The sequence below is a fragment of the Marinococcus tarijensis genome (assembly GCF_054971385.1).
Window position 1 is genome coordinate 74,290 of sequence record NZ_JBQOJA010000002.1, and the last position, 20,174, is coordinate 94,463.

The 20,174-nt window shown below is 51.8% G+C and carries 19 protein-coding genes; 17 read left to right on the top strand and 2 right to left on the bottom strand.

Annotated features, from left to right (window positions below):
• The first annotated feature begins 35 nt into the window (after window positions 1–35).
• Genes fmt through rpe form a run of 7 tightly spaced genes read left to right on the top strand, consistent with a single transcriptional unit; the run spans window position 36 to window position 6,910 of the window.
• Window positions 36–974 carry a methionyl-tRNA formyltransferase gene (fmt, locus tag ACTTK7_RS01565; protein ID WP_462865259.1) on the top strand — a complete coding sequence of 313 codons (939 nt, stop codon included), beginning with the start codon at window positions 36–38 and terminating at the stop codon, window positions 972–974.
• Window positions 967–2,349 (top strand): 16S rRNA (cytosine(967)-C(5))-methyltransferase RsmB, encoded by a 1,383-nt coding sequence (gene rsmB, locus ACTTK7_RS01570; protein WP_462865261.1) that lies wholly within the window; start codon window positions 967–969, stop codon window positions 2,347–2,349. Before fmt ends, rsmB begins: the two co-directional genes overlap by 8 nt.
• Before the next feature lie 2 nt (window positions 2,350–2,351).
• Window positions 2,352–3,449, top strand: coding sequence for a dual-specificity RNA methyltransferase RlmN (rlmN, locus tag ACTTK7_RS01575; RefSeq protein ID WP_298784249.1), 1,098 nt, complete (start codon window positions 2,352–2,354; stop codon window positions 3,447–3,449).
• Window positions 3,450–3,454: 5 nt separating this feature from the next.
• Window positions 3,455–4,195: a Stp1/IreP family PP2C-type Ser/Thr phosphatase gene (locus tag ACTTK7_RS01580; RefSeq protein WP_462865411.1), complete on the top strand. Its 741-nt coding sequence runs from the start codon at window positions 3,455–3,457 to the stop codon at window positions 4,193–4,195.
• Window positions 4,183–5,403 carry a Stk1 family PASTA domain-containing Ser/Thr kinase gene (gene pknB / locus ACTTK7_RS01585; protein WP_462865263.1) on the top strand — a complete coding sequence of 407 codons (1,221 nt, stop codon included), beginning with the start codon at window positions 4,183–4,185 and terminating at the stop codon, window positions 5,401–5,403. Before ACTTK7_RS01580 ends, pknB begins: the two co-directional genes overlap by 13 nt.
• On the top strand, window positions 5,382–6,263 hold the full coding sequence (rsgA, locus tag ACTTK7_RS01590) for a ribosome small subunit-dependent GTPase A (protein WP_462865265.1): 882 nt from the start codon (window positions 5,382–5,384) through the stop codon (window positions 6,261–6,263). The genes pknB and rsgA overlap by 22 nt, the downstream gene beginning before the upstream one ends.
• 2 nt (window positions 6,264–6,265) lie before the next feature.
• Window positions 6,266–6,910, top strand: coding sequence for a ribulose-phosphate 3-epimerase (gene rpe, locus ACTTK7_RS01595; protein ID WP_462865266.1), 645 nt, complete (start codon window positions 6,266–6,268; stop codon window positions 6,908–6,910).
• A gap of 62 nt (window positions 6,911–6,972) precedes the next feature.
• Here rpe and rpmB read toward each other — a convergent pair whose 3' ends face one another.
• The gene (gene rpmB / locus ACTTK7_RS01600; protein ID WP_022792731.1) at window positions 6,973–7,161 is read right to left on the bottom strand and encodes a 50S ribosomal protein L28; all 189 of its coding nucleotides are present in this window, start codon (window positions 7,159–7,161) and stop codon (window positions 6,973–6,975) included.
• A 211-nt stretch (window positions 7,162–7,372) separates the two neighbouring features.
• Between rpmB and ACTTK7_RS01605 the strand changes: the two genes are divergently transcribed.
• The 9 genes from ACTTK7_RS01605 (at window position 7,373) to rnc (ending at window position 16,093) form a co-directional block, all read left to right on the top strand.
• Entirely contained in the window at window positions 7,373–7,741 is a 369-nt protein-coding gene (locus ACTTK7_RS01605; protein WP_462865268.1) for an Asp23/Gls24 family envelope stress response protein, read from the top strand.
• 27 nt (window positions 7,742–7,768) lie between these two features.
• Window positions 7,769–9,421 carry a DAK2 domain-containing protein gene (locus ACTTK7_RS01610; protein ID WP_462865270.1) on the top strand — a complete coding sequence of 551 codons (1,653 nt, stop codon included), beginning with the start codon at window positions 7,769–7,771 and terminating at the stop codon, window positions 9,419–9,421.
• Between the two features lie 133 nt (window positions 9,422–9,554).
• Window positions 9,555–11,600 (top strand): ATP-dependent DNA helicase RecG, encoded by a 2,046-nt coding sequence (recG, locus tag ACTTK7_RS01615; protein ID WP_462865271.1) that lies wholly within the window; start codon window positions 9,555–9,557, stop codon window positions 11,598–11,600.
• 68 nt (window positions 11,601–11,668) lie between these two features.
• Entirely contained in the window at window positions 11,669–12,241 is a 573-nt protein-coding gene (gene fapR / locus ACTTK7_RS01620; protein ID WP_462865272.1) for a transcription factor FapR, read from the top strand.
• A gap of 12 nt (window positions 12,242–12,253) precedes the next feature.
• Complete coding sequence (plsX, locus tag ACTTK7_RS01625; RefSeq protein ID WP_462865273.1) at window positions 12,254–13,234, top strand: phosphate acyltransferase PlsX; 981 nt, start codon at window positions 12,254–12,256, stop codon at window positions 13,232–13,234.
• A gap of 11 nt (window positions 13,235–13,245) precedes the next feature.
• Window positions 13,246–14,193, top strand: a complete 948-nt coding sequence (fabD, locus tag ACTTK7_RS01630; RefSeq protein WP_462865275.1) for an ACP S-malonyltransferase — start codon at window positions 13,246–13,248, stop codon at window positions 14,191–14,193.
• Entirely contained in the window at window positions 14,190–14,936 is a 747-nt protein-coding gene (gene fabG, locus ACTTK7_RS01635; RefSeq protein WP_462865277.1) for a 3-oxoacyl-[acyl-carrier-protein] reductase, read from the top strand. Before fabD ends, fabG begins: the two co-directional genes overlap by 4 nt.
• An 88-nt stretch (window positions 14,937–15,024) precedes the next feature.
• Window positions 15,025–15,255: an acyl carrier protein gene (gene acpP, locus ACTTK7_RS01640; RefSeq protein ID WP_462865279.1), complete on the top strand. Its 231-nt coding sequence runs from the start codon at window positions 15,025–15,027 to the stop codon at window positions 15,253–15,255.
• 154 nt (window positions 15,256–15,409) lie between these two features.
• Window positions 15,410–16,093, top strand: coding sequence for a ribonuclease III (rnc, locus tag ACTTK7_RS01645; RefSeq protein ID WP_462865413.1), 684 nt, complete (start codon window positions 15,410–15,412; stop codon window positions 16,091–16,093).
• 52 nt (window positions 16,094–16,145) lie between these two features.
• Here the strand turns inward: rnc and ACTTK7_RS01650 are convergent, their stop codons facing one another.
• Window positions 16,146–16,370, bottom strand: coding sequence for a DUF1128 domain-containing protein (locus ACTTK7_RS01650; protein WP_298784279.1), 225 nt, complete (start codon window positions 16,368–16,370; stop codon window positions 16,146–16,148).
• Between the two features lie 233 nt (window positions 16,371–16,603).
• Between ACTTK7_RS01650 and smc the strand changes: the two genes are divergently transcribed.
• Window positions 16,604–20,167: a chromosome segregation protein SMC gene (gene smc / locus ACTTK7_RS01655; RefSeq protein ID WP_462865281.1), complete on the top strand. Its 3,564-nt coding sequence runs from the start codon at window positions 16,604–16,606 to the stop codon at window positions 20,165–20,167.
• Window positions 20,168–20,174: the final 7 nt, after the last annotated feature.

Below are 20,174 nucleotides of genomic sequence, written 5' to 3' on the forward strand. Positions count from 1 at the left end.
GCACGGGGCTGTGTATTGTGAAAAGAGGGATAAATATGAACATTTTATTTATGGGGACGCCGGACTTTTCGGTCCCGGTCCTGCGGCGTCTGCTTGAAGAGGGCTATCCGGTAACGGCGGTGGTCACTCAGCCTGACCGCCCGAAGGGAAGAAAAAAAGAGCTGACCCCGCCGCCGGTCAAAGTTGAAGCCGAAGCGTGGAAGCTTCCTGTACTGCAGCCGGAAAAGCTGAAAAACGAAGCCTCCTTAAACGAAGTACTGGCAGAGAAGCCGGATTTAATTATTACAGCGGCGTTCGGCCAAATTCTGCCGAAAAAGCTTCTCGAAGCCCCTTCCATTGCAGCGGTGAATGTGCACGCTTCCCTGCTTCCTGAATATCGCGGCGGCGCCCCGATTCACCAGGCGGTCATCGATGGCCGGGAAAAAACAGGCGTCACGATCATGGATATGGTTGCAAAACTGGACGCCGGCGACATCATCCGTCAGCAGGAAGTACCCATTGAATGGGAGGATACGGTCGGAGATGTGCATGACAAACTGAGCGCCGCCGGAGCAGATCTTTTGCTCGAAACGCTGCCAGCAGTCATCGACGGCACGGCGGAACGAACGCCGCAGAATGAAGAGAAAGTAACGTTTGCATCCAACATCCAGCGCGGCCAGGAAAAGGTTGACTGGAGGCAGAGCGGCCGTTCGATCTATAACCAGATCCGGGGAATGAATCCGTGGCCGGTGGCCTATACAGAGAAAGACGGAAAGTCGATCAAGCTGTGGCGGGCCGAATGGGTAGAGGCTTCCGCCAGTGCTGAAGCAGGTACTATTACCGACATAAAGGATGACTACATTGATGTGGCAGCCGGTGACGGCACGACGGTGCGGCTGTGGGAGATTCAGCCGGCTGGAAAAAAAAGAATGAAAACGGCCGAGTTTTTAAGGGGAAGCCACGGCTGGTCCAAAGGAGAGAGTTTTAATGAATAAAACGGAGCCTTCCTATTCCCTCCGGTATACAGCTGCTTCCCTGCTCGAGCGGGTGGAGACCGGCCAGGCCTTCAGCCATCTGCTGCTTCATCACGAGCTCGCTGGAAAAGCATGGTCGAGGGAGGATGCCGGCCTTCTGACCGAAATTGTTTACGGCACTCTCCGCCGCCAGAACACCCTCGACTACGTGCTCGGGGTTTTTGTGAACAAACCGTTAACGAAGCTTGACGCCTGGGTACGCGTGCTGCTGCGTATGAGTGTGTATCAGATGCGTTACCTTGACCGGGTGCCGGACCACGCCGTTGTGGATGAGGCGGTAAAAATCGCGAAGCAGCGGGGCAACAAAGGGGTGAGCGGTTTTGTGAACGGGGTGCTCCGCTCCCTGCAGCGCAAAGGATTTCTCGACACCTCCGCTATCGAAAATAAAGAGGAACGTCTGGCCGTCGACTACAGCCATCCGGCATGGATGCTTCGGGAATGGCAGGCAGCCTACGGGAAAGAAACAGCCCTCCGTATTGCCGAAGCAAATAACGTCACGCCAAAAACAAACGTACGTGTCTCCTCTGAGGCTGAACCCGGAGACGTTCAGGAAATGCTCGAGCAGGAAGGCATTCAGACAACCCGGGGTGTTATTGCAGAGAAGGCGTTAATTGTAGAAAAAGGTAATGTTCTCGTCACCGAAACGTATCAGAACGGCTATATAACGGTGCAGGATGAAAGCTCCATGAAAGCCGGCGAGGCACTGATGGTTGAAGAAAGCATGGACGTTCTCGACGCCTGCGCGGCCCCGGGCGGGAAATCAACGGACGCTGCCGAACGGACCGGCCCGGGAGGAAGCGTAGCCGCCCATGACCTGAGTGCAAAAAAGCTTACCCAGATTGAAGAACAGGCGGCAAGACTTGGGCTTGGAAATATTGAAACTGCCGCCGGGGATGCACGTCAATTGACAACAACTTTTCCGGCGCGTACATTTGACCGGGTGCTCGTCGATGCTCCGTGCAGCGGACTTGGCGTTATCCGGAAAAAGCCCGAGCAGAAATGGGCCAAAAAAGCAGAGGATTTTGAACGCCTGCCGGAGATACAGCACGAAATATTGAATGAAGCTGTAAGTATGTTACGATTTAATGGAAGGATTGTGTACAGCACATGTACAATTCGTCCAGAGGAGAACGAGCAGGTGTGGGAAGCGTTTTTGCACCGGCATCCAGAACTATCGCCAGACCATGAACTGACCGACAAACTAAAACTTTCAGAAATAGAGCATTATTCCAGCGAATACGGATGGTGCACGATTCTTCCCCATGAATACGGCACAGACGGATTTTTCATTGCCGCGGCGGTAAAAAATAATCAGGAAGAAACGGAAGGAGCATAAGCATGCAGATTTTAAAAAAGGAGGCGCCTGCCCCGCAAACGGACAGCCCCTCCATGTACAGCTTGAAATACGAGGAACTTGAACAATGGTTAAAAGAAAACGGGGAGCCGGCATTCCGTGCGAAGCAGCTGTTTGAATGGATGTATCAAAAGCGCGTGACCTCATTTGAGGAAATGACCAACATCCCGAAAACACTTCGCGAAAAGCTCGAAAGCACGTTTACACTGACAACGTTAAAAGAGGTCATCCATCAGCAGTCCCAGGACGGCACGATTAAGATTTTGTTTGAACTGCAGGACGGCTATACGATTGAAACCGTACTGATGAAGCATGACTACGGCTACAGCGTCTGTGTAACCACCCAGGTAGGCTGCCGGCTCGGCTGTACCTTCTGTGCCTCTACGCTCGGCGGCCTGAAAAGAAACCTAGAAGGCGGCGAAATTACCGCCCAGGTACTTGAATCCCAGCGTCTGCTTGATGAAAGAGACGAACGTGTAAGCTCTATCGTTGTTATGGGAATCGGTGAGCCGTTTGATAACTACGACGGTCTGATGAACTTTCTGCGTGTAGTCAATCATAACGACGGCTTGAACATCGGTGCACGCCATATTACCGTTTCGACTAGCGGGGTCGTACCGCGCATTTATGATTTTGCCAACGAAAACATGCAGATCAATTTCGCGGTCTCCCTCCACGCAGCAAACACAGAAACCCGCAGCCGGCTGATGCCGATCAACCGTGCATGGGATGTCTCCGAGCTGATGGATTCGATCCGCTACTACCAGAAGAAAACGAACCGGAGAGTTACGTTTGAGTACGGACTGTTCGGCCAGGTAAACGACCAGAAAGAGGATGCAGATGAGCTCGCCGACCTGATCGGTGATTTGAAATGCCACGTCAATCTGATTCCTGTGAACGACGTCCCGGAAAGAAACTACGTGCGTACCACAAGAAACGACATTTTCGCATTTGAAAAGGCATTAAAAGACCGCGGGGTGAACGTAACGATCCGGCGTGAGCAGGGTCATGATATCGATGCAGCCTGCGGACAGCTTCGTGCCAACCAGAGGAAGGAAGAAACGGAGGCTAATTCACAGTGAACCATATGTTCTTAACAGACCGGGGGAAACTCCGTCCTCATAATGAAGATACCGGAGGCATCGTCACGCATGCTTCCGGCATTGTTTTAGCTGTCGTTGCCGATGGAATGGGCGGACATTCCGCTGGGGACGTGGCAAGCGCCATGGCTTACCAGACGTTAAAGGACGCATGGGAGGAAACTCCGTCTGTCGATTCAATTGAAGAGGCGTCCGAGTGGCTGACTGACAACATGATGAAGGCAAATGAAGCCATTATCCGCCATGCGGAGCATTATCCGGAGCATGCTGGAATGGGAACGACTCTTGTCGCGGCAATTTGCCACCCGTCGTTTACCGTCACCGGAAATATCGGTGACAGCCGCAGCTATATCTGGGCGGAGCGTACTGTTCAGCAGCAGAGTGAAGACCACTCCCTTGTGCAGGAGCTGTATAATAAAGGACAGATTTCAGCACTCGAAGCGGAGTCGCATCCGCAGAAAAATATATTAACGAAAGCACTCGGCACGGACCGCGGCCTTTCCCCTGACATCTATACGTATGAATGGGGCGAAGGGGACGGCGTGCTTCTTTGTACCGACGGATTGACAAATAAGCTCGGCGCTGAAGATATGGCTGGAATGCTTGCTTCTCACAAGCGCCTTCGCGATGGTGTGGAAGCGATGGTGCAGGCAGCCAACGACCGCGGAGGCGAAGATAATATAACGATTGCGGTGGTAATACGGGAGGAAGAGGTATGGACCAGCTGATCGGACGCCGTATCAGTGACCGTTATCATATTAAACGCCTTCTTGGGAGCGGCGGTATGGCGTACGTGTATCTCGGAGAGGATATGATTTTGGAACGGCTGGTGGCAATTAAAATTCTTCAGCCGCAGTTTAACGGCGATGAGGAATTTTTGCAGCGGTTCCGCCGCGAGTCACGGGCAGCCACTATTTTGGGCCATAGAAACACGGTCAATATTTATGATGTGGGCGAAGAGCGGGAGCTGCATTATATCGTTATGGAATACGTGGAGGGCCAGACCGTGAAGGAAATGATCCGCCTGCATGGACCGCTGCCGCTTGAACAGGCTGTACATATTACCAGGCAGCTGCTTGAGGCACTGATGCAGGCGCACAGTCACGGCATTATCCACCGGGATATTAAGCCCCACAATCTTCTATCCAACGACCGCGGGGAAATAAAAGTGGCAGATTTCGGCATTGCCCGCGCTGCGTCTGCCTCCACGATCACGCAGACCAATACGATGATGGGCTCTGTTCATTATATTTCGCCGGAGCAGGCGAGAGGCGGTGTGGTAAGTGCACGCTCAGATATTTATGCTGCCGGTATCGTTTTGTTTGAAATGGTGACCGGGGCGATCCCCTATGATGCAGAATCCGCTGTAAGTATTGCTTTAAAGCATATTCAGGAGCCGCTTCCGGACCCGATGCAGCTGCGACAGGGCCTGCCGCAGAGTCTGTCGAACGTTATCCTAAAAGCTGCGGCCAAAAGTCCGGATGACCGTTACGCAAGCGCCGAAGAAATGTATGAGGACATCCGTTCTGCGCTGTCGGACGAGAGAAGAAACGAACGTCCTTATTTCATCCAGGAGGGCCACACCCATGCCCGGGAGCGGGAATGGTCGGACCCCCAGGTGGCTGAAGAGGACACGATGGTAGCAGCGCCGGCTGTTCAGGAAGACGGGCAGCAGGATTCCGGCCTGGAAACGACGGCGGACAGGGAACCGGAAAAAACTAAAAAATGGCCGTATGTTGTGGCCTGTATACTCGTATTTTCAGGAGCGGCATTTTTTTACTGGCTGCTTCCGGAAATGTTTGTCGTAAGTGGCTCAACGAAATTAATTCCGTACGTATTTTCCGCAGCGCAGACAGCTGTGTGGGATGCGGCCTGGGCAGGAGAGGGCCAAATATTACAGGAAGGGGCGAAGATATGGCAACAGGTCGAATTGTAAAAGCAGTCAGCGGTTTCTATTATGTAGACAGTGAAGAAGGATATTTTCAATGTCGCGGGCGGGGGCTGTTCCGCAAGCAGAAAATCAAACCGCTTGTAGGTGACCTTGTTCGGTTTGAAGCAGAAAATCATACAGACGGATACGTACTTGAAATTAAAGAACGAAGCAATGAACTGGTGCGCCCGCCGGTCGCAAACATTGACCAGGCACTGCTCATATTTTCCGCTGTCGAGCCTGATTTTTCCACCTGGCTGCTCGACCGTTTTCTTGTGCATGTGGAAAACGAGGAAATTAAACCGGTGATTTTAGTGAGTAAATGGGACAAAGCAGATGAAGCAAAAAAAGAGGCGCTGCGGGCCGCACAGAAGGATTATGAGCATATCGGCTATCCGTTCCAATTTTACTCGACGAAAACAGGCGAAGGCATCGAAGAGGCCGCTGCTTATTTTCCGGAGAAGTATTCTCTTTTATCCGGGCAGTCTGGAGTGGGGAAATCGTCGCTCCTGAACGCGGTGGCGCCTGATCTTGATCTCGAGACAGCGAACATTTCCGGGGCTCTCGGGCGCGGGAAGCATACGACAAGGCACGTAGAGTTCCTGCGGGTTAACGGCGGATGGGTGGCAGATACGCCCGGGTTCAGCTCGCTTGATTTTGGTTCGATTACAGCCGAAGACCTCGATATCTGTTTTCCGGAAATGCGGGCAAGAATGCCCGACTGCAAATTCCGCGGATGCTCCCACCGGCAGGAGCCGGGCTGTGCCATAAGGCTCGACGTGGAGGAAGGACGAATCCCGTCTTACCGCTACGAGCATTACAAACAGTTCCACGAAGAAATTTCATCCACTCCGAGGAGGTATTAATGATGATAAAAATAGCGCCTTCCATCCTGTCAGCTGATTTTGCGGAATTGGGCCGGGCGGTGAAGGAAATTGACGAAGCCGGGGCGGATTATATACATATCGATGTCATGGACGGGCACTTCGTTCCGAATATCACGTTCGGGCTTCCGGTCATCGAGGCCATTCGCCCGTACAGCGATAAACCGTTTGATGTGCATTTAATGATTGAAAAACCGGAACGCTACATTGAAGATTTTGCCAAGGCGGGAGCCGACATTATTTCGGTGCATGTGGAGGCGTGTCCCCATGTGCACCGTACGGTCCAGCAGATTAAAGAAGCCGGATGCCGGGCGGGCGTAGTATTAAATCCGGCGACCCCGGTGGAAATGATCACTCATATTCTGCCGGATGTTGATCTTGTGCTTTTAATGACTGTAAACCCGGGATTTGGCGGTCAGGCGTTTATTCCGAACGTACTCGACAAAATCAGAGCAGTGAAAAAAGCGGCGGATGTCGTTAATCCGGAGCTCGAGATTGAAGTGGACGGCGGGGTCAGCCGGGAAACAGCCAAAGACTGTCTCGAAGCCGGGGCGAATGTGCTTGTGTCGGGCTCGGCCCTGTTTAAGCAGGAGGATAAAGCGAAGGCAATCGAAGAATTAAAGCAGTAAATAATATTATTATGTAAACTAAAAACGCTCGTAAAAAAGCGGCTCTATGGCCGCTTTTTGCTTTATACGCGTGTGACTTTACCAGATTTTAATGCTCTGGCGGAAACGTATACGCGTTTTGGCTTACCGTTTACAAGAATGCGGACTTTTTGCACGTTAGCTCCCCAACGGCGTTTCGTTGCATTGTTGGCGTGAGAACGGTTATTTCCGGCTTTAGGGCCTTTCCCTGTTACATAGCACTTGCGGGACATATGCGGCACCTCCTTATTAATATCAAACAAAATTACCCATACTCAAATATATTAGCACAGAGCCTGTACACACGCAATGTCGATTCGCCAAAAATACAATTATGCTTTTCATTTAAGGCAAACGTGGTTATAGTGATAATGGCATAGTTACTTTGAAAAGAAGCTGGAGCGTCCGGATACAGCCGGCGTCCGGAAAGGAAGGAAACGAGACATGAGTTTCGAAATATATTCATCAAACGGCACAGTCGATATTACACTCGAAGTGCTTGCCACTGCCGTGGGAGCGGCTGCCATGGACTGCTACGGAATCGTAGGTATGGCGTCCAGGAAACATTTCAAGGACAACCTATCGGAACTGCTGCGAAGAGAAAATTATTCCCGTGGAGTAGTCGTCCGGAAAGAGGACGGTCTTATCCATATTGATATGTATATTATTGTAAGCTATGGTACGAAAATTTCTGAAGTGGCGCACAACGTGCAGCGGAAAGTGAAGTATCAGCTGCAGAAAATGCTCGGGCTGGACGTGTCCGCTGTGAATGTATATGTTCAGGGCGTGCAGATTGAATCGGCCTCACCATAGGAAGAGACGGATGAAGGAGAGAGAAAAATGGATCAATTAGTACGCGGTCCTGAACTGGGAAGGATGCTGAAGCAGGGAGCTTCCGCGCTGCAAAAACACAGTAAAGAGGTAGACGCATTGAACGTGTTTCCAGTTCCGGACGGAGACACAGGCACCAATATGAGTTTGACGATCCGTTCCGGAGTCGAACAGCTCAAGGAAAACCGGCATGCCGGAGAGACGGCCAGACACTTTTCTAAAGGATTGTTAATGGGAGCGCGTGGAAACTCCGGTGTTATTTTGTCGCAGCTGTTCCGCGGCTTTGCCAAATCTATGGAAAAAAAGTCTGAGCTCCGTACTGCTGATGTAGCAGAAGCTTTCGAACAGGGAGTGGACGCTGCCTACCGGGCAGTGATGAAGCCGGTGGAAGGAACGATTCTCACGGTGGCCAGGGAAGCTTCTCTTGCTATGAAAAATGAACATAACGCCAGTGAACTTGCGCTTGAAGAATGGATGCGGCGGTTTTTGAAAGCAGCAAAAGAAGCACTTGCATATACGCCTGAGCAGCTCCCGGTCTTAAAGGAGGTTGGTGTAGTGGACTCCGGCGGCCAGGGGCTTGTGCACATATATGAGGGGATGCTGCACGCGCTAACCGGGCAGGAGGAAGAAGAAGGAGAATCTGTGCCTTCGCTTGACCAGCTTGTGAAGCTCGAGCACCATAAGGATCCGGCAGCCCAGGGCGGAGCTGAAGCTATTACGTACGGCTACTGTACCGAAGTAATGGTCCGCTTTGCAGACAGCGAGCCCTCCTTTCAGGAAGAAGCATTCCGGGAAGAGCTGTCGGCCCACGGGGATTCTCTTTTGGTGGTTTGTGATGAAGAACTGCTGAAGGTTCATATTCACGCTGAAGAACCAGGGAAAATTCTGGAAAAATCCCAGCGGTACGGAGAGCTGATCCATATAAAAATTGAAAATATGCGTGAGCAGAATCGAGCCCTGCAGCAGGAAGGCCCGTCAGAAAGGCCTGAAACTTCCTTGTCTCTTGTGCCCTACGGCTTTGTGACCGTGACGACTGGTGACGGAGTAGCCTCGCTCTTTGAAAGCCTCGGAGTGCAGAAGGTCGTCCACGGGGGACAGTCAATGAACCCGAGTACCGAGGACCTTCTTGAGGCCATCAGCGGGGTGCAGGCGGAGCATGTGTTTATACTGCCGAATAACGGCAACATTGTGATGGCTGCGGAGCAGGCAGCAGACATCAGTGACAAGCAGGTAACGGTCATTCCGACCAAAACGGTGCCGCAGGGTCTCGCCGGCATGCTTGCGTTTGACGAAACAAAAGACGCCGAAATAAATGAAGAAGCAATGAAAGAAGCCACCCGGTACGTTAAATCCGGCCAGATCACCCATGCCGTAAGAGAAACCAGTATCGAAGGAAAGAAGATTCAGGAAGGCGATTTTATGGGCATCCTGGAAAAAGATATTGTTACCGTTCATGGGGAAATGAAACAGGCGTTTCAGGAACTGCTCGCACAAATGGTGGACAGCGAGAGCGAAAATATTACGCTCATCAGCGGTGAAGATGTGAGCGAAGAGCTGGCGGATGAACTTGCCGCAGAGCTTGAGCAGACATACCCGGATGTGGAAATAGAAGTGCATACGGGCGGCCAGCCGCTGTATCAATATATCGTTTCTGTGGAATAAGCTGCCCCGGGCGGCTTATTTTTTTTGTTTAACGCGCAGGAGTAACTCTTTCGCGCGAAAAAGGAAACGTATATAATGAAAGGTGAACAACCGTTCGTATAATAAAGCAAAAGCAGGAAGGAAGGGACGGTTTATGAACTCGACGCTTCAATCACCGGTCTCTGACTTAAAAGGTGTAGGAGAAGAAAAGCAGCGGGAGCTCGAACAGCTTGGTATTAAAACGATCGACGACCTGCTTCACCATTTCCCTTATCGATATGAAAACCACGAAGTGGTTCCAATAGAAGAATTGAAGCATCAGGAAAAAGTAACGATTACCGGCGAAGTGCAATCGGAGCCGTCTGTGCGCTTTTTTGGCAAAAAAAAGTCCCGGATGACCGTACGGATATTAATTGATCATTTACTGGTGACGGCGGTGTTTTTTAACCGTGCGTTTTTAAAAAAGCAGATAGAAGTCGGCAGGCAGGTGACTATCACCGGAAAGTGGGACAAGCACCGCCTCACCATCTCGGTGCAGGATTTTCGTGCCGGCGCCCCCGACCCGGCGAAGCAGCTTGAGCCAATATACAGCGTGACCGGGAGTCTGACGGTCAAGCAGATGCAGCGCATTCAGGCAGAGGCCGTAAAGCACGTCTTGCAGGTAGTCCCTGAAAACCTCCCGGAAGAAATCCGCGAACGGTACCGACTGCCGGGAAAACCCGAAACATTTCAGGCGCTTCACCAGCCGGAGAGCCGGGAACAGCTGAAGCATGCAAGAAGGCGCTACGTCTATGAAGAGCTGCTGTTTTTTCAGCTGAAAATGCAGATGTTTAAACGAATGGAGCGCCAGTCAGCCTCAGCGGTGCCGTTTGTGTATGATGCAGAAGCGACGGCGGATTTTGAAAAGCAGCTGCCGTTTCCGCTCACGAATGCGCAAAAAAGAGTAGTGCAGGAAATCCTTGAGGATATTGAGGCTCCCATCCGGATGAACCGGCTTTTGCAGGGGGATGTGGGCTCCGGAAAAACAGTGGTGGCCTCCATTGCCATGCAGGCCGTATTTACCGGAAGGGCCCAGTCGGCGCTGATGGTGCCTACAGAAATTCTTGCCGAGCAGCACTATGAATCTCTTCAGGAGCTGTTTGCCGGGACGGATGTGACCGTGGGCCTGCTGACCGGTTCGATGCGGCAGAAGGAAAAGCGGAACGTTTATGAACGCATTGCCGACGGCACCATCGATATTATCATCGGTACTCATGCTCTCATTCAGGAGCCGGTGCAGTTTAATAATCTGAAGCTTGTCATCACTGATGAGCAGCACCGGTTCGGGGTCGGCCAGCGCCGGATTCTTAAAGAAAAGGGGGAGGACCCGGACGTGTTGTTTATGACCGCCACCCCGATCCCCCGTACGCTTGCCATCAGCGTCTATGGGGATATGGACGTATCAGTGATTGACGAAATGCCGCCGGGCCGGAAACCGATTGAAACCTACTGGGCGAAGCCGCAGATGCTTGAGCGGGTGCTTCGCTTTGTGCAGAAGGAAATCGATCAGGGGCGGCAGGCCTATGTCATCTGTCCGCTCATTGAAGAGTCAGAAGCGCTCGATGTTCAAAACGCGATTGACGTGCATGCCCAGCTGATGCAGTTCTTCCCGGGGTATCATGTCGGCCTGATGCACGGACGGCTTCCGGCAGAGGAAAAGGAGGACGTCATGCAGCGGTTTGCCGGCCATGAGCTTGATATTCTCGTTTCGACGACGGTCGTAGAGGTGGGCGTAAATGTGCCAAACGCCACGATGATGGTGATTTATGACGCGGAACGCTTCGGCCTTTCCCAGCTGCATCAGCTGCGGGGCCGGGTCGGACGCGGAGAGCATCAGTCCTATTGTGTACTTTTGGCCGACCCGAAATCCGAAACTGGCCAGGAGCGGATGAATATCATGCAGGAAACCGAGGATGGATTTGTCCTTTCGGAAAAAGATCTGGAGCTGCGCGGGCCGGGAGACTTTTTTGGAAAAAAGCAGAGCGGGCTGCCTGAATTCAAAATTGCGGATGTGGTCCATGACTTTAAAGCGCTCGAAACAGCACGGGACGATGCGGCGAAGCTGATCCGCAGCGAAGTGTTCTGGAAGGATGAAAAATACCGGCCTCTCCGGGAATATCTTGAACAAGCCGGTGCCTTTCAAAAAGATAAACTGGATTAGTGGTTGAAATGAAAGAAATCGGTCTATATACTACTATTAGTACCTACTCATAGAAGTGGATGATTATTATGGCCCGAAAAAATAAAAAGGCAAGACAGGAAGAACTTCAGACTGTTATTGCCTCTAATCCTTTTATTACCGACGAAGCACTGGCCCGGTCGTTTCAGGTGAGTGTCCAGACTGTCCGTCTGGACCGCCTGGAGCTCTCGATCCCGGAGCACCGGGAGAGAATCAAGCACGTTGCCAAGGAAAGACTTGACGAAGTCAAGGCGCTGCCGCTCGAAGAAGTGATCGGAGAGGTTATTGACCTCCATCTGGACCACGAAGCGATCAGCATGCTTGAAATTACGGAGGATCACGTATTCTCAAGGAACGGCATTGCACGCGGGCATTACCTGTTTGCGCAGGCGAATTCCCTTGCTGTAGCCGTGATCAATGATGAGCTGGCGCTTACGATGCGCTCGTCTCTTGAATTTAATCGGCAGGTGCTTCTTGGAGAACGAATTATTGCCAAAGCGGTCGTTACAAAAAAGACCGAAAGAAAAACATATGTTACGGTAACAAGCCGCGTGCAGGGGGAAGAAGTGTTTCAGGGCGAATTCGTCATGTACCGTTCCCACGCTGCTTCGGTGAACGAATAAGGAGACTAAAAAATGAGAATTGTAGTCGATGCAATGGGCGGCGATCATTCTCCTAAAGCCCAGGTGGCTGGAGCAATGGCTGCTGTTCAAGCTTTTAAAGATATCGAGATTACACTGGTGGGCTCTGAGCCTCAGATAAAAAAACATTTATCCAAAACAGAACGTATTGATATTTTGCATACCGATGAAGTGATTGACGGGGACGAGTCCCCGACCAAAGCCATTCGCCGCAAAAAGCAGTCCTCGATGGTTCTTTCCGTACAGGAAGTGAAAGAGGGCCGGGCAGCGGCAGGTATTTCCTGCGGCAATACAGGAGCTTTTATGACAGCAGGTCTCCTGCATATTGGCAGAATACACGGTGTGGAGCGCCCGGCACTTGCTCCGACACTTCCGACAGTGGACGGCAGCGGTTTTCTGCTGCTTGACGCTGGAGCCAATATGGATGCAAAAGCGACTCATCTGTACCAGCACGCAATTTTGGGCAGTACATATATGCAACTGGTACGGGGTGTTGAAAGCCCAAGGGTCGGACTTGTTAATATCGGTACGGAAAAGGGCAAGGGCAATAACTTAATGAAAGAGACGTACGAGATGCTTGAGCATGCTCCGGTTAATTTCGTCGGAAACGTGGAATCAAGGGATCTGCTCGATGGTGTCTGTGACGTAGCAGTCTGCGACGGCTTCTCTGGAAACCTCGTGTTAAAATCCATTGAAGGCACCGCATCCACCCTGTTTTCCCTGCTGAAAAAAGAATTTATGGCAAGTCTGCGGACAAAGCTGGCTGCTGCCATGATGAAAACAGGCCTGATGCATCTGCGCGAGAAAATGAATTACTCCAATTACGGCGGGGCTACGCTTGTGGGTCTGCAGGCGCCGCTGATAAAGTGCCATGGGTCGTCCGACCATATTTCCGTCTATCACTCGATCCGCCAGGCCCGGCAGATGGCCCAGGAAAACGTGACACACCTTATGCAGAAGCACTTAGAAGAGTAGGAGGCATTATAATGGGAAAAACGGCTTTTATCTTTCCCGGTCAGGGATCCCAGTTTGTTGGAATGGGAAAAGAGTTATATGACAACGCTCCGACGGCCCGTACGGTGTTTCAGGAAGCAGATGAAGCGCTTGGATACAGCCTGACCGATATTATGTTTAACGGTCCGGAAGAAACATTAACGCAGACAGAATACACGCAGCCGGCACTGCTCACGATGAGCTCCGCCCTTCATGCGCTTGTGGAGGAAAAGGGCGTGCAGGCCGATTACACCGCCGGCCACAGCCTTGGGGAGTATTCGGCGCTGGTGGCTAATGGCGCGCTCAAATTTGCGGACGCCGCTGCTGTTGTGGCCAAACGGGGAAAATGGATGGCTGAAGCGGATGCCGATGGTAAAGGAACGATGGCTGCAGTCATGGGCATGGAGCGTGAAGATCTGCAGGAGCTTGCGGATGAAGCGACAGAAGCCGCTGATAAAGTACAGCTGGCCAACCTCAATGCTCCCGGCCAGATTGTTATCTCCGGGAGCCGGGAAGGCGTGCGCTATGTGGAGGAGCATGCCCCGGAGCGCGGAGCGAAGAAAGTGGTGCCGCTGCAGGTGAGCGGGCCCTTTCACTCCTCGTTTATGAAGCCGGCAGAGGAAAAGCTGGCGGAGGCTCTGCAAAACGTTGAGATCCGCGGGCCGCGCCGTCCGCTCATTGCGAATGTGGATGCGAAGGAAACCTCGGACCCGTCCGCCATCCGTCAGCAGCTGATTGCCCAGGTAACCTCCCCGGTTCACTGGGAAGACTCGGTGCGCCGCCTGGTTGACCTCGGTGTAACGGAATTTGTGGAAATCGGACCGGGCAATGTCCTGAGCGGACTGATCCGGCGGATTCAGCGCCGCGGCCTGGATGTACATGCCGTACAGGACGAAGCATCGCTGGATAAATGGCTTGAAAAAAGGAGTGCATCGTCATGAATTTCGAAGGACAAAGCGTGCTTGTAACCGGAGCGTCAAGAGGAATCGGCAAAGCCATCGCCCTCGGCTTTGCCGCTCAGGGAGCAAACGTTGCGATCAACTACGCCGGCAGCCGGGAGAAAGCGGAGGAAACGGCTTCGCAGTGCGGGGAACACGGCGTAAAGACGCTTGTGATTCAGGCTGACGTTTCAAGTGAATCGGATGTCAAAGAGATGCTCAAGCAGGTAACAGAGGAATTCGGCGGTATTGACGTGCTTATAAATAATGCCGGTATCACGAAGGATAATCTGTTAATGCGCATGAAAGAAGACGAGTGGGATGACGTCATTGATACGAATTTAAAAAGTGTGTTCTTAACATCCCGGGCAGCCGCCCGTCCGATGATGAAAAAACGGGGCGGGACGATCATCAATATGGCCTCTGTCGTCGGCACAACTGGCAACTCCGGTCAGGCGAACTACACGGCATCAAAAGCCGGAGTAGTCGGGCTCACGAAAACGCTCGCCCGCGAGCTTGCTTCGAGAAATATCCGGGTGAACGCTGTCGCGCCGGGATTTATCTCCACCGAAATGACCGACGAACTCGAACAAGACACGAAGGAGCAGATGATGCAGCAGATTCCGCTTCAAAAGCTCGGGGAGACGGAAGACGTGGCCAATACGGTGTTGTTTCTCGCTTCAGACAGCGCCAAATATATGACCGGCCAGACGCTGCATGTTGACGGCGGCATGGTAATGCCATAAAATATCGGTGACACAGCGGTTTCATTTGCGATCAGAAGTGGAATGAATGGGATGAAGCCGAAACGATTCTTTAAAGGAGGTGAAAGGAATGGCAGAAACACTCGAACGTGTGAAAAAAATCGTTGCAGACCACCTCGGGGTGGATGAGGCGAACGTCAATAAAGACGCGACCTTTAAGGAAGATCTCGGCGCGGATTCTCTGGATGTAGTAGAATTAGTCATGGAACTGGAAGACGAATTTGATCTGGAAATTTCTGATGAAGAAGCAGAAAAAATTCAAACAGTCGGTGATGTAATCAATTACATAGAGAAGCAGTAGTAGAAAGCAAGCCCACGTCCTGTGCAAGCGGGCTGGGCTTTTCTATGTAATACCCCGAAATTATTTTAAGGGAGGTTCATTTTTGCCAAAATCTACATCGTCCAAAAGCCAGTCCAGGGAAAAAGCAGTATTTACGGCGAGACAGCACGAACTTATGCAGTCCATTCTCCGGGAGCTGCAGGTTTCATTTGCAGACGAGCAGCTGCTGCGACAGGCTTTCACGCACTCTTCCTATGTAAATGAACATCGTATGAAGCACGTAAGGGATAACGAACGCTTGGAATTTCTCGGCGATGCTGTATTGGAGCTGGCGGTTTCCAATCATTTGTTCCGCGAATTCCCTTCCATGACGGAAGGTGATATGACAAAACTCCGCGCGGCAATGGTATGTGAAGCATCGCTAGCTAGCTTGGCCGAGGAATTGCAATTTGGAAACGTGGTCCTGATGGGCAAGGGCGAAGAAATGACCGGTGGCCGCACCCGGCCCGCGCTGCTCGCAGACGTATTCGAATCGTTTGTCGGAGCAATGTATCTTGATCAGGGACTTTCAAACGTCGAGCAGTTTTTGGAGCGCTTCGTCTTTCCTAAGCTCGACGAAGGGGCGTTTTCTGTGACAGCTGATTACAAAAGCCAGCTGCAGGAATTCGTCCAAAAGGAAAACCTGGGCGTGATTTCCTATGAAATCACCGATGAGCAGGGGCCGGCTCACAACAGGGAATTCCATTCGGCGGTCTCCTTAAACGACGAGCGCGCCGGTAACGGCCGCGGACGGTCAAAAAAAGAAGCGGAGCAGCGGGCAGCCCAGGCTACCCTTGAACAGCTGCAGCGCCGCGAATAAACGAAATTAAAAAAACAACCGCCAAACGCTGGCGGTTGTTTAAATGTGCGGATCAGCCTTTGCGCAGATGGCCAAGCTCGGAAACGATGGCCTGCATCTCGCTGACGCTGATATTATTTTTGGAATCCACCATGTCGTAGATTTCTTTAATCTCATGGTATTGATCGACATCATAATGCTCTGGCTGCATAACAGAAACATTGACGATCTGCAGCTTTTTCTGCAGCTCAGTAATCATGTAATCCAGGTTATCGCGGCTTGCTTGTTCTAAACTCATGCGAATCTCTTCTCCTCCACTCCGTCCAGTTTAAAAACCCGTGGTTCATCTCTTTAAAAGCCTCCACGGTATTTTAATGACAACGTTAATATTATTGTAGTGGTTTTTCCCGCTTTTGACAAAGGGGGATTTAGGTCGAGTTCTGCCGGCGTGCGTGTTGTGATAAAATATAAACAGCGGAGGACAGTGTCCGGCGCTGTCATACATACTATAAAATAAGAGGGGGCATACCTTTGTTCCTGAAACGAATAGAAATTAAAGGGTTTAAATCGTTTGCCGACCGTTTACATATTGATTTTAACCCCGGCATTACGACCGTCGTCGGCCCGAACGGCAGCGGCAAAAGCAATATTTCCGACAGCATCCGGTGGGTGCTCGGAGAACAGTCGGCCCGGTCGCTGCGCGGCGCCCGTATGGAAGACGTGATATTTTCCGGAAGCGATACCCGGCGTGGACTGAATATTGCGGAAGTCACGCTCGTGCTTGATAATGAAGACGGAAGCCTTCCATATGAATACAGTGAAATAAGCGTGACACGCCGTTTGTACCGCTCCGGAGAAAGCGAGTATCTGCTGAACCGGACAAAATGCCGCCGCAGGGATATTATTGATCTGTTTATGGATTCCGGCATGGGAAAAGAATCATTTTCGATCATTGGCCAGGGCCGGGTCGAAGAGGTATTAAACAGCCGGCCGGAAGAGCGGCGGGCGATGTTTGAAGAAGCCTCCGGGGTATTGAAATACAAGCAGCGCAAGCAGGAGGCCGAAAGAAAATTTGAATCAACCGAGGCGAACCTGCACCGGGTCAAAGACATTCTGCATGAATTGAATGAGCAGATGGAGCCGCTGCAGATACAGGCCTCCGAAGCAAAGGACTACCTCGCCAAGCGTGAAGAGCTTGAAGCGCTGGAATCGGCTCTGCTCGTGCATGAAATTGAAGAGCTGCATTCCGATTGGAAAGCAGCCCAGGAGCAGGAGAAAAAAGAAGAGCAGCACAACAGACGCTGGAAGCAGAAAAAAGAACAGACGGAGGCGGCTGCCCGCAAAGCCCGGGCTTTCGAAGCGCTGCTCGCCCGGTTCCACCAGCAGGTGCAGAGCGGCTATGTGGAAGCGGCCAGAAATCTTGAAAAACGTGAAGGGGACCGTAACCTTTCAAATGAACAGGGAAAGCATGCAGCCGAAAAGCTCGAAGCAGAAAAAAAGGCTCTCGAGGAAGACGAGGCAAAGCTGAGCAGCGTAACAAACGCTTACCGGGAGCAAAAAGAACGGTATGAAAAAGAAAACGAAGCGCTCACGAGCGGAATGAATGAACTGCGTTCGGTTCAAAAGCAGCTGCGCTCCTACCAGGAAATGAACGGAAAAGACCTTGAAGAAGAAAAAAGCGAATACATTGAAAAACTCAACGAACAGGCGTCTGTAGGAAACGAGACCCGGTATGTGACAGACCAGAAAGCTTCTCTCGAGCGTCGTATGAAAGCATTGAAAGAGGACAATCAATCATTTCTTGAAGAGCGCGGGAATTCCGCACAGCTCGTTAAGGAGCAGAAAAAAGAAGAGGAAGCGCTCTCCCGCCAAACGGAAAACGCACGCTCGGAAGCTGAAGCAGCCACTAAAGAGGAACAGCGACTGGAGGAGAAATTAAAAGAGCAGGAGGACAAGCTGTATAAAGCGTACCGGTACGTTGATGAAAAAAAATCAAAAATCCGTATGCTTGAAGAAATGCAGGAGGAGTATGCCGGCTATTACCAGGGGGCCAAAGAAATTTTAAAGGCCCGGGAACAAAAGCTTTCAGGTATTATCGGCTCGGTGGCCGAGCTGATGGATGTCCCGGGGGAATATGTGGAGGCGATGGAAACGGCGCTCGGCGCTTCACTGCAGCATATTGTAACGCAGACCGAAAAAGACGCACGCGAGGCAATCGCGTATTTGCGCAAGTATCAGAAGGGCCGGGCGACGCTGCTCCCCTCCGAAACGGTGCGTCCGAGACGGGCCGACCGGTCCAGCTATGAAAAAGCACAGACATTTACCGGTTTTGTCGGCACGGCCGGAGAGCTTGTGCATGTCCGCCAGGGATATGAGCATGTCCGTGACCAGCTGCTTGGCCATATTTTTGTGGTGGACCAGCTGGAAACGGCGAACCGCCTGGCGGCAGCGTGCAGCTATAAAATTCGCATCGTCACTCTCGAAGGAGATGTCGTAAACCCTGGAGGTTCAATGAGTGGCGGGAAAACGCAGAACCAGAAGGGCACGCTTCTCGAAAAACAGCGTGAGCTTCGCGAGTTAAAAAATAATTTGTCGGAAATAGAAGAAAAGACCGCAGCCTGGGAGAAAACAGTGGAGAATACGAAGCAGGCTGTGAAAAAGCAGAAAGCGGCTGCTAGCGACAAGCAGCAGAGAGCCCGGGAGTATTCCGCACAGCTTGAGGAGAAAAAGGAAGCGCGCCGTAAAAGTGAGCAGGAGCACGACCGCCTTGATTCCCGGCTCGGCATGTTTGACCGGGAATATTCCTCGCTTGAGGAAGAGAAAAAACGACTTGATGAGCGTCTGCAGGTGCTTGAAGACAACCGGACGAGAGTCGAGAAAACCATCACAGAGCTGAAAGCATCGATCGACGCGCTTGAGCAGGAATATTCCAGGCGCGATGAGGAAGAAGCTCAGCTCCGGGAGCAGGAGACAGAAGCCAAAGTGCAGACGGCAGCACTCCGGGAAAACGTCTCTGCACAGCATAAAGAAAAAGAACGGCTGCAGAGGGAAAAAGAAGAGCTTGAACAGGCCGTCGCCGGGCGTAAGGAGCGGGCAGTTGCCTGGGATGAGCATTTAAATAACGACCACAGCAGCCAGGACTGGGATGAATTGGTCGAAGAAGCGAAAGCCGCTAAGGAAGAGATTGAGCGGCTGCAGGAGAAGCTGAATGAACAAAAGAATCGTGCAGCCCGCGCCGCAGAACAAATCGAAGCAACAGCCTCTGTGCAGAATGACCGCTTTCAGGAGAGCCGGGACCGTCTTCATGAAACGACGGTGCGCATGAACCGTCTCGATGTGACGCTCGAAAATAAAATCACCTACCTGCAGTCAGAATATGAATTGTCATTTGAACGGGCGAAAGAGAAGCATACGCTGTCCATAAGCCCGGAGCAGGCAAAAGACGAGGTGCATCTGCTTCAGCTTGGCATCGAAGAGCTCGGAACTGTGAATCTCGGGGCGATTGAAGAATGCGAGCGGGTCACGGAGCGTTACCGCTTTTTAAGCAGCCAGCAGGAGGATCTGATGGAGGCAAGACAGTCGCTGCAGGATGTGATCGATGAAATGGACACAGAAGTGACGGAGCGCTTTGCCGATACGTACCATGCGATCCGCGAAGAATTTCAGCACGTCTTTGCGAAGCTGTTCGGCGGCGGGGAAGCGGATCTGGTGCTTACGGATCCGGAGAATCTGCTTCATACGGGAGTGGATATTTCCGCCCGGCCGCCAGGCAAAAAAAGGCAGCACCTGTCTCTTCTATCCGGTGGGGAGAAGGCGCTGACAGCCATCGCGCTTCTGTTTGCCATTATTAAAGTAAAACCGGCTCCGTTCTGCGTCCTGGACGAAGTGGAAGCCGCTCTTGATGAAGCGAACCTCGTACGCTTTGCGAAATACCTGCGCTCGTTCAGCGAAACGACCCAGTTTATTGTGATCAGCCACCGCAAGGCTACCATGGAGGAAGCCGACGTCCTTTATGGAATTACAATGGAAGAATCAGGCGTATCAAAAATGGTATCTGTCCGCCTGGAAGAAGCGGATGAACTACTGGAAGTGTAAGGAGTGA

Excerpts from the sequence above, each read along its gene's own strand:
- fmt (WP_462865259.1), top strand. The coding sequence starts at position 36 with ATGAACATTTTATTTATGGGGACGCCGGACTTTTCGGTCCCGGTCCTG.
- rsmB (WP_462865261.1), top strand. The coding sequence starts at position 967 with ATGAATAAAACGGAGCCTTCCTATTCCCTCCGGTATACAGCTGCTTCC.
- rlmN (WP_298784249.1), top strand. The coding sequence starts at position 2,352 with ATGCAGATTTTAAAAAAGGAGGCGCCTGCCCCGCAAACGGACAGCCCC.
- ACTTK7_RS01580 (WP_462865411.1), top strand. The coding sequence starts at position 3,455 with ATGTTCTTAACAGACCGGGGGAAACTCCGTCCTCATAATGAAGATACC.
- pknB (WP_462865263.1), top strand. The coding sequence starts at position 4,183 with ATGGACCAGCTGATCGGACGCCGTATCAGTGACCGTTATCATATTAAA.
- rsgA (WP_462865265.1), top strand. The coding sequence starts at position 5,382 with ATGGCAACAGGTCGAATTGTAAAAGCAGTCAGCGGTTTCTATTATGTA.
- rpe (WP_462865266.1), top strand. The coding sequence starts at position 6,266 with ATGATAAAAATAGCGCCTTCCATCCTGTCAGCTGATTTTGCGGAATTG.
- rpmB (WP_022792731.1), bottom strand. The coding sequence starts at position 7,161 with ATGTCCCGCAAGTGCTATGTAACAGGGAAAGGCCCTAAAGCCGGAAAT.
- ACTTK7_RS01605 (WP_462865268.1), top strand. The coding sequence starts at position 7,373 with ATGAGTTTCGAAATATATTCATCAAACGGCACAGTCGATATTACACTC.
- ACTTK7_RS01610 (WP_462865270.1), top strand. The coding sequence starts at position 7,769 with ATGGATCAATTAGTACGCGGTCCTGAACTGGGAAGGATGCTGAAGCAG.
- recG (WP_462865271.1), top strand. The coding sequence starts at position 9,555 with ATGAACTCGACGCTTCAATCACCGGTCTCTGACTTAAAAGGTGTAGGA.
- fapR (WP_462865272.1), top strand. The coding sequence starts at position 11,669 with ATGGCCCGAAAAAATAAAAAGGCAAGACAGGAAGAACTTCAGACTGTT.
- plsX (WP_462865273.1), top strand. The coding sequence starts at position 12,254 with ATGAGAATTGTAGTCGATGCAATGGGCGGCGATCATTCTCCTAAAGCC.
- fabD (WP_462865275.1), top strand. The coding sequence starts at position 13,246 with ATGGGAAAAACGGCTTTTATCTTTCCCGGTCAGGGATCCCAGTTTGTT.
- fabG (WP_462865277.1), top strand. The coding sequence starts at position 14,190 with ATGAATTTCGAAGGACAAAGCGTGCTTGTAACCGGAGCGTCAAGAGGA.
- acpP (WP_462865279.1), top strand. The coding sequence starts at position 15,025 with ATGGCAGAAACACTCGAACGTGTGAAAAAAATCGTTGCAGACCACCTC.
- rnc (WP_462865413.1), top strand. The coding sequence starts at position 15,410 with ATGCAGTCCATTCTCCGGGAGCTGCAGGTTTCATTTGCAGACGAGCAG.
- ACTTK7_RS01650 (WP_298784279.1), bottom strand. The coding sequence starts at position 16,370 with ATGAGTTTAGAACAAGCAAGCCGCGATAACCTGGATTACATGATTACT.